General features: G+C 50.3%; 10 protein-coding genes and 2 pseudogenes. 5 read left to right on the forward strand and 7 right to left on the reverse strand.

Going from position 1 to position 11,299, the window contains the following annotated elements:
* Positions 1–60: 60 nt before the first annotated feature.
* Positions 61–171, reverse strand: a pseudogene (locus tag A7090_RS26780) (hypothetical protein); the annotation flags it as partial.
* A gap of 104 nt (positions 172–275) precedes the next feature.
* On the opposite strand from A7090_RS26780, the gene pdxK reads away from it, so the two are divergent.
* A complete protein-coding gene (gene pdxK, locus A7090_RS21080) occupies positions 276–1,127 on the forward strand; it encodes a pyridoxine/pyridoxal/pyridoxamine kinase (protein ID WP_105275412.1) in 852 nt (283 codons plus the stop codon).
* A 42-nt stretch (positions 1,128–1,169) separates the two neighbouring features.
* Here pdxK and crr read toward each other — a convergent pair whose 3' ends face one another.
* The 5 genes from crr to cysZ all read right to left on the reverse strand — a co-directional run bounded on the left by crr (position 1,170) and on the right by cysZ (position 6,048).
* Positions 1,170–1,679, reverse strand: a complete 510-nt coding sequence (gene crr / locus A7090_RS21085) for a PTS glucose transporter subunit IIA (RefSeq protein ID WP_000522247.1) — start codon at positions 1,677–1,679, stop codon at positions 1,170–1,172.
* 40 nt (positions 1,680–1,719) lie between these two features.
* A complete protein-coding gene (gene ptsI, locus A7090_RS21090) occupies positions 1,720–3,447 on the reverse strand; it encodes a phosphoenolpyruvate-protein phosphotransferase PtsI (protein WP_105275413.1) in 1,728 nt (575 codons plus the stop codon).
* Positions 3,448–3,491: 44 nt separating this feature from the next.
* Complete coding sequence (ptsH, locus tag A7090_RS21095) at positions 3,492–3,749, reverse strand: phosphocarrier protein Hpr (protein WP_000487600.1); 258 nt, start codon at positions 3,747–3,749, stop codon at positions 3,492–3,494.
* Between the two features lie 382 nt (positions 3,750–4,131).
* Positions 4,132–5,103, reverse strand: coding sequence for a cysteine synthase A (gene cysK, locus A7090_RS21100; RefSeq protein ID WP_105275414.1), 972 nt, complete (start codon positions 5,101–5,103; stop codon positions 4,132–4,134).
* A gap of 183 nt (positions 5,104–5,286) precedes the next feature.
* Positions 5,287–6,048, reverse strand: coding sequence for a sulfate transporter CysZ (gene cysZ / locus A7090_RS21105; RefSeq protein WP_105275418.1), 762 nt, complete (start codon positions 6,046–6,048; stop codon positions 5,287–5,289).
* A 229-nt stretch (positions 6,049–6,277) separates the two neighbouring features.
* Here cysZ and zipA point away from each other — a divergent pair, with 229 nt between their 5' ends.
* The 3 genes from zipA to A7090_RS21120 all read left to right on the forward strand — a co-directional run bounded on the left by zipA (position 6,278) and on the right by A7090_RS21120 (position 9,549).
* Positions 6,278–7,243: a cell division protein ZipA gene (gene zipA / locus A7090_RS21110; RefSeq protein ID WP_105275415.1), complete on the forward strand. Its 966-nt coding sequence runs from the start codon at positions 6,278–6,280 to the stop codon at positions 7,241–7,243.
* A 70-nt stretch (positions 7,244–7,313) separates the two neighbouring features.
* Positions 7,314–9,329, forward strand: coding sequence for an NAD-dependent DNA ligase LigA (gene ligA, locus A7090_RS21115; protein ID WP_105275416.1), 2,016 nt, complete (start codon positions 7,314–7,316; stop codon positions 9,327–9,329).
* Position 9,330: 1 nt separating this feature from the next.
* Positions 9,331–9,549 (forward strand): DUF3820 family protein, encoded by a 219-nt coding sequence (locus A7090_RS21120; RefSeq protein WP_000410201.1) that lies wholly within the window; start codon positions 9,331–9,333, stop codon positions 9,547–9,549.
* On the opposite strand, the gene A7090_RS21125 is transcribed toward A7090_RS21120, so the two are convergent.
* Positions 9,546–10,544: a bile acid:sodium symporter family protein gene (locus A7090_RS21125; RefSeq protein WP_105275417.1), complete on the reverse strand. Its 999-nt coding sequence runs from the start codon at positions 10,542–10,544 to the stop codon at positions 9,546–9,548. The two genes, A7090_RS21120 and A7090_RS21125, sit on opposite strands and share 4 nt — an antisense overlap.
* Before the next feature lie 89 nt (positions 10,545–10,633).
* Here A7090_RS21125 and A7090_RS21130 point away from each other — a divergent pair.
* Positions 10,634–11,242, forward strand: a pseudogene (locus A7090_RS21130) (LysR family transcriptional regulator); the annotation flags it as partial.
* Positions 11,243–11,299: the final 57 nt, after the last annotated feature.

The following is an 11,299-nucleotide window of genomic DNA, read 5'->3' on the forward strand; positions in this document are numbered from 1 at the left end:
ATGGACATTAGTATCGGAAACAGGAAAGGGAGGCGAAAGACGGTTTAAATGATGCGCTTACGCTAATCCCTCCAGCATGGCGTTGATGCGGGCTTCTTCGTGGGCTGTTAACTTCGCGTAAGCAGGGAGTGTCATTAGCAGCGTAATGACCAGACAAATGATTTTCTTCACTGAATTACCTTATCCTTGTTTTGTAATAGCCGATTTGACTGCCAGAATCAGGTAAAGTTTCGGTTGGAATACGATGAGGATCATCGGCAAGGAGAAAAAATTAAATGAGTAGTTTGTTGTTGTTTAACGATAAGAGCAGGGCGCTGCAGGCGGATATCGTCGCCGTTCAGTCGCAGGTAGTGTACGGCAGCGTAGGCAACAGCATTGCGATGCCTGCTATCAAACAGAACGGCCTGAATGTCTTTGCCGTGCCGACGGTATTGCTGAGTAATACACCGCATTATGACACTTTCTATGGTGGTGCGATTCCGGACGAATGGTTTAGCGGCTATTTGCGTGCGCTTCAGGAGCGTGATGCGCTGCGCCAACTTCGTGCTGTAACCACCGGTTATATGGGAACGGCATCGCAAATCAAAATCCTTGCCGAGTGGCTGACTGCGCTACGCAAAGACCATCCTGACCTATTAATCATGGTCGATCCGGTGATTGGCGATATTGATAGCGGAATTTATGTCAAACCTGACCTTCCCGAGGCGTATCGACAATATTTACTGCCGTTGGCGCAGGGAATTACCCCCAATATCTTTGAGCTGGAAATTCTGACAGGTAAAAATTGCCGCGATCTCGACAGCGCCATTGCTGCCGCCAAAAGTCTGCTTTCAGACACATTAAAGTGGGTGGTGATTACCAGTGCCTCCGGTAATGAAGAAAATCAGGAGATGCAGGTGGTGGTGGTCAGTGACGACAGCGTGAATGTCATTTCCCATTCACGGGTTAAAACTGACCTGAAAGGGACTGGCGACCTGTTTTGTGCTCAGCTTATCAGCGGCTTGCTGAAAGGGAAGGCGTTAACCGATGCGGTACACAGTGCGGGATTACGTGTGCTGGAGGTGATGCGCTACACCCAGCAACATGAGAGTGATGAATTGATTTTGCCACCGCTGGTGGAAGCATAAAAAAATGGCGCCGGTGGGCGCCATTTTTCTCTGCGGCAAGAATTACTTCTTGATGCGGATAACCGGGGTTTCACCCACAGTTACGCTACCGGACAGTTTGATCAGTTCTTTGATTTCGTCCATGTTGGAGATAACAACCGGAGTCAGGGTAGACTTGGCTTTCTCTTCCAGCAGCGGCAGATCGAATTCAATCACGGTATCGCCAACTTTCACGCGCTGACCTTCTTCAGCAATACGCTTGAAGCCTTCGCCTTTCAGTTCAACGGTGTCGATACCGAAGTGGACGAACAGTTCAACGCCACTATCAGATTCGATAGAGAACGCGTGGTTGGTTTCAAAGATTTTACCAATGGTGCCGTCTACAGGCGCGACCATTTTGTTACCCGTTGGTTTGATAGCAATGCCATCACCAACGATTTTTTCCGCAAAAACGACATCCGGCACGTCTTCGATATTGACGATCTCGCCAGAGAGCGGAGCAATGATCTCAATAGTTCCGGTATCCTTCTTGTCGTCGGAAACCAGAGATTTCAGTTTATCGAACAAACCCATGATCTTCTCCTAAGCAGTAAATTGGGCCGCATCTCGTGGATTAGCAGATTGTTTTTTCTTCAATGAACTTGTTAACCAGCGTCATTAACTCGTCCGTTGTCGGTTGAGCAAGAGCCTGCTCTGCTAACACCTTCGCATCTTCGAAGTTCGTGTTACGGATAATCTTCTTAATGCGCGGGATAGAAATGGCGCTCATAGAGAACTCGTCCAGACCCATCCCCAGCAACAGAAGTGTAGCACGTTCGTCGCCTGCAAGCTCACCACACATGCCAGTCCATTTACCTTCAGCATGAGAAGCATCAATAACTTGCTTGATCAAGTTCAGCACGGACGGTGACATTGGCTGGTAAAGGTGTGAAATCATATCATTACCACGGTCAACTGCCAGAGTGTACTGCGTTAAATCATTGGTGCCGATACTAAAGAAATCAACTTCTTTGGCTAAATGACGTGCAATTGTTGCAGCTGCCGGTGTTTCCACCATTACGCCGATTTCAATTGACTCGTCAAAGGCTTTGCCTTCGAGCCTAAGTTCTTGTTTGTAGATTTCGATCTCTTTGCGCAGTGCACGCACTTCTTCAACAGAGATGATCATCGGGAACATGATGCGCAGTTTACCGAAAGCCGAGGCTCGCAGGATAGCGCGGAGCTGATCGCGCAGGATCTCTTTACGATCCATCGCGATACGGATAGCACGCCAGCCGAGGAACGGGTTCTCTTCTTTCGGGAAATTCATGTATGGCAGCTCTTTGTCGCCGCCGATGTCCATGGTGCGAACGATAACCGCCTGCGAGCCACACGCTTCTGCCACTGCTTTATAAGCAGCAAACTGTTCTTCTTCAGTAGGCAGCGCGTCGCGGTCCATGAACAGGAACTCAGTACGATACAGACCAACGCCTTCAGCGCCGTTACGCTCTGCACCTTCAACGTCACGAACCGTACCAATGTTAGCGCACACTTCGACCTGGTGACCGTCCAGCGTAATGGCTGGCAGATCTTTCAGTTTAGCAAGCTCTGCTTTTTCAGAAGCCACTTGCTCCTGAACAGCGCGCATTTTATCAATAACTTCGTTGGTTGGATTGACGTAAACTTGATTATTTACGGCATCCAGAATCAGATAGTCGTCATTTTTCACCTGAGAGGTGACGCTACCTGTACCCACGATAGCAGGCAGTTCCAGAGAACGCGCCATGATAGAAGTGTGGGAAGTACGGCCACCCGCGTCGGTGATGAAACCCAGCACCTTCTTCAGGTTAAGCTGTGCGGTCTCGGACGGCGTCAGGTCAGCGGCAACCAGAATAACTTCATCCTGAATGGCGCTCAGGTCGATAATCTTCAGGCCCAGGATGTTGCGCAACAGGCGCTTACCGATATCACGTACGTCAGCCGCACGCTCTTTCAGGTATTCATCATCCAACTCTTCCAGGGCAGAAGCCTGACCTTCGATAACTTCATGAGCCGCTGCGTCAGCTGTCATGTGCTTATCTTTAATCAGGGCTATGATTTCCTGCTCCAGCTCCTCATCTTCGAGCAGCATAATATGCCCTTCAAAGATGGCTTCTTTTTCTTCACCGAACGTTTCACCAGCTTTTGTTTTGATCGTTTCCAGCTGGGCTGATGCCTTGGCACGACCGCTCAGAAAACGTTCAACTTCCTGATCAACCTGGTCGGCAGAAATTTTTTTCCGGTCAATGACAATTTCGTCTTCTTTCAGAAGCAGAGCTTTACCGAAAGCGATACCCGGGGATGCTAAAATGCCTGAAATCATAACCCTACCTTACTTGTGACTGATTTTTAAAAGAACCCGGGAAATTACTCGAGTTCCGCCATCAGTTTAACCAGATGTTCAACCGCTTTCTGCTCATCTTCGCCTTCTGCGGAGATAGTCACAACGGTACCTTGAGTCAGGCCCAGAGTCTGCAGTTTAAACAGGCTTTTCGCGCTGGCGCTTTTGCCGTTGGAAGTCACAGTAATTTCAGAAGTGAAGCCCTTAGCTTCTTTTACAAACTGGGCAGCAGGGCGGGTGTGCAGACCGTTCGGAGCGGTAATGGTAACTTCTTGCTGGAACATTGTATTTCCCCAACTTATAGGTTTAGTGTTGTGGAACTAAAGTCTAGCCTGGCGGGTCGACTTTAGCCTGTATTGTTAGCGCCAGTTTTAACAGACGCGATGCACGAAGAGCGCAATCCAGTCCATTGCTGGCGGGTGTTGACCGCTGACGTTTCGTACGTCATTAAACATTATGCCGCTAAAGGAGGAATTGAACCAAATCATAAAATCGATTCAGCTTTGGCTTTTCCTGTAACGATTAATTTCGCGCATCAAAATAATTAGTCTGGTTAAATACCAGTTCCGGCAGGTTGAATCAATGCCAGGAGGGGCGAAAGTTTGAAGCAGGCCACAAAAAAGCACCTGAAAAGGTGCTTTTTTACGCATTTTTAACAAGCTGGCATTACTGTTGCAATTCTTTCTCAGTGAAGAGATCGGCAAACAATGCGGTGCTTAAATAACGCTCACCCGATGACGGTAGAATAACCATAATATTCTTGTTGGTAAAGCTTTCATCTTCTTGTAGTTTCAACGCCGCAGCAACAGCCGCTCCAGAAGAGATACCTGCAAGAATACCTTCTTCTTCCATCAGACGACGCGCGGTAGAAATAGCTTCTTCATTGGTGATGCCAATGACTTTGTCGACCAGCTTGAGATCAAGGTTGGCCGGAATAAAACCAGCGCCAATACCCTGAATTTTATGCGGGCCAGGTTTAATCTCTTCACCTGCCAGCGCCTGGGCGATCACTGGAGAATCGGTTGGCTCAACGGCGACAGAGATGAGATCGGTCTTGCCTTTGGTGCCTTTTATATAGCGGCTGACGCCGGTCAGCGTACCGCCAGTCCCAACACCAGCAACAAATACATCAACCTGACCGTCGGTATCTTCCCAGATCTCCGGACCGGTGGTTTTTTCGTGAATTTCAGGGTTTGCCGGATTGCTGAATTGTTGCAGCAGCAGGTATTTCTCTGGATTGCTGGCGACGATTTCTTCTGCTTTTTGGATTGCGCCTTTCATGCCTTTAGCACCTTCGGTCAGCACTAGGTTTGCACCTAACGCTTTCAGCAGCTTGCGGCGTTCAATACTCATGGTTTCTGGCATGGTCAGGGTGAGTTTGTAACCGCGAGCGGCAGCTACATAGGCCAGAGCAATCCCGGTATTACCGCTGGTTGGTTCAACCAGTTCAACGCCTGGTTTCAGCACGCCGCGCTTTTCGGCATCCCAAATCATGTTAGCACCGATACGGCACTTAACGCTGAAGCTAGGGTTACGAGATTCCACCTTCGCCAGAATGCGTCCGTTACCGATGCGATTCAGGCGAACCAGCGGCGTGTGACCGATAGTTAGCGAGTTATCTTCAAAAATCTTACTCATGGCCTGTCCTTAACTGTATGAAATTGAGATACAACAGGTAGCATACCTGCTCAGAGAATATGCGGAAGTAAGGATTTAGCATATCTATATGCAGAAGGGAAATAATGACATGCAAGATGGAATAAGGGCGGCATAAGCCACCCCTATTTTACACAAATGGTTTACAAAATAACCGGTAGATTGTTACCGCCACATCGCGTGTTTATCGCGATAGCAATCGACCCACATCGCCGTCGCGCCACAAACGGCAACGGGCATGATGAACAGATTAATCAGCGGGATCATCGTAAACAGGCTGGTTAAAGCACCAAACTGCATATTGGTAATTTTGCGTGTGCGCAGGGCGGTGCGCATCTCTTTAAACGGCACTTTGTGGTTATCGAAGGGGTAATCGCAATACTGGATGGCTAACATCCATGCGCTAAACAGGAACCACAGTACCGGCGCGACGGTTTGCCCAATGCCAGGGATGAAGTAAAGAATGAGCAATACCATTGCGCGAGGCAAATACCAGGCAAATTTTTGCCATTCGCGTTTCATGATTCGCGGCACATCTTTCATGATACCGAAAATGCCGGTATCTGGCGGTGTCGCGCCTGTCAATCGTGCTTCCAGTTGTTCAGCCAATAAACCATTAAACGGAGCGGCAATCCAGTTAGCAATCGTTGAGAAGAAATAGCCAAACACTAACAGCACAGAGATGACTGCCAGAGGCCACAACAGATAGCTCAGCCATTGTAACCAGTCCGGAACATAACTCATGAGAGTGGGGATCCAGACATCAAGTTGCGTAAAGAGCCACCAGAATGCGCTCCCCATCAACAAAATATTGACCAACAGCGGTAAAATAACGAAACGCCTAATCCCTGGTTGTGAGACGAGCTTCCAGCCTTGCGCAAAATAGTAAAAACCGCTGCGTGGGGCAGATGTGAATGATGAAACCATAATCAGGATGAGCTCCTTTTGACCAATCCCAGGAAAATTTTGCATATTTTACCGGGTAATTGCGCAATGGACAGTTAGGATATGTTCGAAAAAACAGCAAAAAGCACGATTTCCTCTATCTTTGTGCTGTGAAAGTTAATCGTGCACTTGCACTTGAGGTAATCGGCAAATACTCTTAGTGAGTAAATGTTTGCCGTGGTGGCAAGGTGTTAGAACAACAGAGAATATAATGATGCAGGATTTGCGTCTGATATTAATCATTGTTGGCGCGATCGCCATAATCGCTTTACTGGTACATGGTTTCTGGACCAGCCGTAAAGAACGGTCTTCTATGTTTCGCGATCGGCCATTAAAACGAATGAAGTCAAAACGTGACGACGATTCTTATGACGAGGATGTCGAAGATGATGAGGGCGTTGGTGAGGTTCGTGTTCACCGCGTAAATCATGCCCCGGCTAACGCCCAGGAGCATGAGGCTGCTCGTCCGTCGCCGCAACACCAGTACCAACCGCCTTATGCGTCTGCGCAGCCGCGTCAACCGGTCCAGCAGCCGCCTGAAGCGCAGGTAGCGCCGCAACATGCTCCGCGTCCAGCGCAGCCGGGGCAGCAACCGCCCTATCAGCCGCAGCCTGAACAGCCGGTGCAGCAGCCCGTTTCGCCACAGGTTGCGTCAGCGCCGCAACCGGCACAACAGGCTTTCCAGCCTGCAGAACCCGTAGCGGCACCACAGCCTGAGCCTGTTGCGGAACCGGCTCCAGTTATGGATAAACCGAAGCGCAAAGAAGCGGTGATTATCATGAACGTCGCGGCGCATCACGGTAGCGAGCTAAACGGTGAACAGCTTCTTAACAGCATTCAACAAGCGGGCTTCATTTTTGGCGATATGAATATTTACCATCGTCATCTTAGCCCGGATGGCAGTGGCCCGGCGTTATTCAGCCTGGCGAATATGGTGAAACCGGGAACCTTCGATCCTGAAATGAAGGATTTCACTACTCCGGGTGTCACTATTTTTATGCAAGTACCGTCTTACGGTGACGAGCTGCAGAACTTCAAGCTGATGCTGCAATCTGCGCAGCATATTGCCGATGAAGTGGGCGGCGTAGTGCTTGACGATCAGCGTCGTATGATGACTCCGCAGAAATTGCGCGAGTACCAGGACATTATCCGCGAAGTCAAAGACGCCAACGCCTGATACACTTAAGGCAAATTAACTCCTCTTCAAACCCCCGCTTGTCGGGGGTTTTTAGCATTGATGGTGCGATATGGAATCAATCGAACAACAACTGACAGAACTGCGAACGACGCTTCGCCATCATGAATATCTTTATCATGTGATGGATGCGCCGGAAATTCCCGACGCTGAATACGACAGGCTGATGCGCGAGTTGCGCGAGCTGGAAACCAAACATCCGGAACTGATTACGCCTGATTCGCCTACGCAACGTGTAGGTGCTGCGCCGCTGGCGGCTTTCAGCCAGATCCGTCATGAAGTGCCCATGTTGTCGCTGGATAACGTTTTTGATGAAGAAAGCTTTCTTGCTTTCAACAAACGTGTGCAGGACCGTCTGAAAAGCAACGAGAAAGTAACCTGGTGCTGTGAGCTGAAGCTGGATGGTCTTGCTGTCAGTATTCTGTATGAAAATGGCGTTTTAGTCAGTGCCGCGACCCGTGGTGATGGCACCACCGGGGAAGACATCACGTCTAACGTCCGTACTATTCGTGCCATTCCGTTAAAACTGCATGGTGAAAATATCCCGGCGCGTCTGGAAGTGCGTGGTGAAGTGTTCCTGCCGCAGGCGGGTTTCGAGAAGATTAACGAAGACGCACGGCGCACGGGCGGGAAAGTGTTTGCTAACCCACGTAATGCGGCGGCTGGTTCTCTGCGCCAGCTTGATCCGCGAATCACAGCGAAGCGACCGCTGACTTTCTTTTGCTATGGCGTTGGCATACTGGAAGGTGGTGAGCTGCCCGATACTCATCTTGGCCGTTTACTGCAATTTAAAAAGTGGGGGTTGCCGGTCAGCGATCGGGTAACGCTTTGTGAATCGGCAGAAGAAGTGCTTGCGTTCTACCACAAAGTGGAAGAAGACCGTCCGACGCTGGGCTTTGATATCGACGGCGTGGTAATTAAGGTCAACTCACTGGCGCAGCAGGAACAGCTTGGCTTTGTCGCGCGAGCCCCGCGCTGGGCGGTAGCGTTTAAATTCCCGGCGCAGGAACAGATGACCTTTGTGCGTGACGTCGAGTTTCAGGTTGGGCGTACTGGCGCGATTACGCCTGTTGCACGTCTGGAACCTGTCCATGTTGCTGGCGTGCTGGTGAGTAACGCCACACTGCATAATGCTGACGAAATTGAACGTCTTGGTTTACGCATTGGCGATAAAGTGGTGATTCGCCGCGCAGGCGACGTGATCCCGCAGGTGGTGAACGTCGTGCTTTCTGAACGTCCTGAAGATACCCGTGAGGTTGTATTCCCGACGCATTGTCCGGTATGTGGTTCTGACGTCGAGCGTGTGGAAGGTGAAGCGGTTGCCCGCTGTACCGGAGGCCTGATTTGTGGTGCGCAACGTAAAGAGTCGCTGAAACACTTTGTTTCCCGCCGCGCGATGGACGTTGACGGTATGGGCGATAAAATCATCGATCAGCTGGTTGAGAAAGAGTACGTCCACACGCCAGCGGATCTGTTCAAACTCACCGCAGGTAAACTTACTGGACTGGAGCGAATGGGGCCGAAATCGGCGCAAAATGTGGTTAACGCTCTGGAAAAAGCGAAAGAAACCACTTTTGCCCGCTTCCTCTATGCTCTTGGTATCCGTGAAGTAGGCGAAGCCACCGCAGTGGGTCTGGCGGCATACTTCGGTACGCTGGAAGCGCTGGAATCTGCCTCGATTGAAGAGCTGCAAAAAGTGCCAGACGTTGGGATTGTGGTGGCATCTCACGTTCACAACTTCTTTGCCGAAGAAAGTAACCGCAATGTCATCAGCGAACTGCTGGCAGAAGGCGTTCACTGGCCTGCGCCGATCGTTATCAACGCGGAAGAGATCGACAGTCCGTTTGCCGGTAAAACCGTGGTGCTTACGGGCAGCTTAAGCCAGATGTCGCGTGACGATGCCAAAGCCCGATTGATCGAACTGGGTGCAAAAGTGGCGGGTAGCGTTTCGAAGAAAACCGATCTGGTGATTGCCGGAGAAGCAGCAGGTTCTAAACTGGCGAAAGCTCAGGAACTGGGCATTGAAGTGATCGATGAAGCGGAAATGCTGCGTTTGCTGGGTAGCTGAGATGGAAAAAGAGCAGCTGATAGAAATAGCCAATACGATAATGCCGTTTGGCAAGTACAAAGGGCGTCGCTTAATCGACCTGCCGGAGGAATATCTGCTGTGGTTTGCCCGCAAAGATGAGTTCCCGGCAGGGAAACTCGGTGAGCTAATGCAAATCACGCTGCTGATTAAAACCGAGGGGCTGACGCAACTGGTCCAGCCCCTGAAACGCCCGCTTTAAGCTTTATCGGCGCTGCTTTCCTGCTGTGCCTGTAACTGTTCGGTCTGGCGCTTGTATCGACGCGCCAGCACCGCGCAGACCATTAATTGAATCTGATGAAAAATCATCAATGGCAGTACCATCATACCGATCACCGATGTAGGGAACAGTATGTTTGCCATCGGGATGCCATTTGCCAGACTCTTTTTCGAACCACAAAAGACGATAGTAATTTCATCTGCCTTATTGAAGCCCAGTCGGCGTGCCATAAAGACGTTAATCACAATCACAATAGCCAACAGCACGCAGCTGACCACCACGATAAACAACAACGATCCCCAGCCAACTTTATGCCAGATACCATTAACGACGGCTTCGCTGAATGCGGTATAAACCACCAACAGAATGGACGTCTGGTCAGTTTTCGCAATCCATTTTTTATTGCGCGACACCCAGTTACCAATCCACGGTCGGGAAAGATGCCCCAACACAAACGGCAGCAACAGTTGCAGCATAATTTTACCGACCTGCTCAAGGCTGCCCCCTGCACCATGAACGTTCATCACCAGGCCAACCAGCAATGGCGAAAGGAAAATCCCCAGCAGGCTGGATGCCGACGCAGAACAAACCGCCGCCGCGACGTTACCGCCCGCCATTGACGTGAAGGCGATTGCAGACTGCACGGTAGCGGGGAGAATGCACAAGTAGAGAAAACCGGAGTAGAGCATCGGGTCGACATTTACCGGTTTCCACCAGGCAAACAGCACGCCCAGAATCGGAAACAGCACGAAGGTGCTACCCATCACCCACAAATGCAGTCGCCAGTGACCACCGCCCGCGATAATCGCCTCACGCGACAACTTCGCGCCGTGCATAAAGAACAGCAGGGCGATAGCTGCGGTGGTCAGATTTTCAAAGAAGGGGATGAAATCGCCTCTGGCCGGAAAGAAGGAAGCCAGCAACACCACCGTGATCAGGGTTAAGGTGAAAGGATCGAGGATACGAAAAAGTTTCATAAAGACTCCAGATGATCGATGGTTCTATTGTGCTTCTTCCAGTTTGAGAAATAAAATTGATTTATTGCATCCATTCATGAAGAAAATAGATGAATTATTCTTTAAAACAATTAAAGGTTTTCGTCACAGTCGCGCAGGAGAAAAGTTTTAGCCGTGCAGGGGAGCGTATCGGCCTGAGCCAGTCGGCGGTGAGCCACAGTGTGAAGGAGCTGGAAAATCATACTGGTGTTCGCCTGCTGGACAGAACCACGCGTGAAGTTGTGCTTACAGATGCAGGGCAGCAGTTGGCTTTGCGTCTTGAGCGACTGCTGGATGAACTGAACAGCACGTTGCGTGATACTGGGCGTATGGGGCAACAACTGAGCGGAAAAGTTCGGGTCGCTGCCAGCCAGACCATTTCCGCGCATCTTATTCCGCAATGCATTGCTGAAAGCCATCGCCGCTATCCAGATATTCAGTTTGTCCTGCACGATCGTCCGCAGCAGTGGGGGATGGAAAGTATTCGCCAGGGAGATGTCGATTTTGGCATCGTTATCGATCCCGGTCCAGTGGGCGATCTGCAATGTGAAGCGATCCTTTCCGAGCCTTTCTTCTTGCTTTGCCATCGCGACAGTTCTCTGGCTGCGGAAGATTATGTACCCTGGCAGGCATTACAGGGAGCGAAACTGGTGTTGCAGGATTACGCATCAGGCAGCCGTGTCAGCGCCAATGATATAAGACAGTAATTCACCATTTGGATTGTCCGCTCCACCCAA

It is taken from the genome of Escherichia sp. MOD1-EC7003 (assembly GCF_002965065.1).
Lineage (GTDB): Bacteria > Pseudomonadota > Gammaproteobacteria > Enterobacterales > Enterobacteriaceae > Escherichia.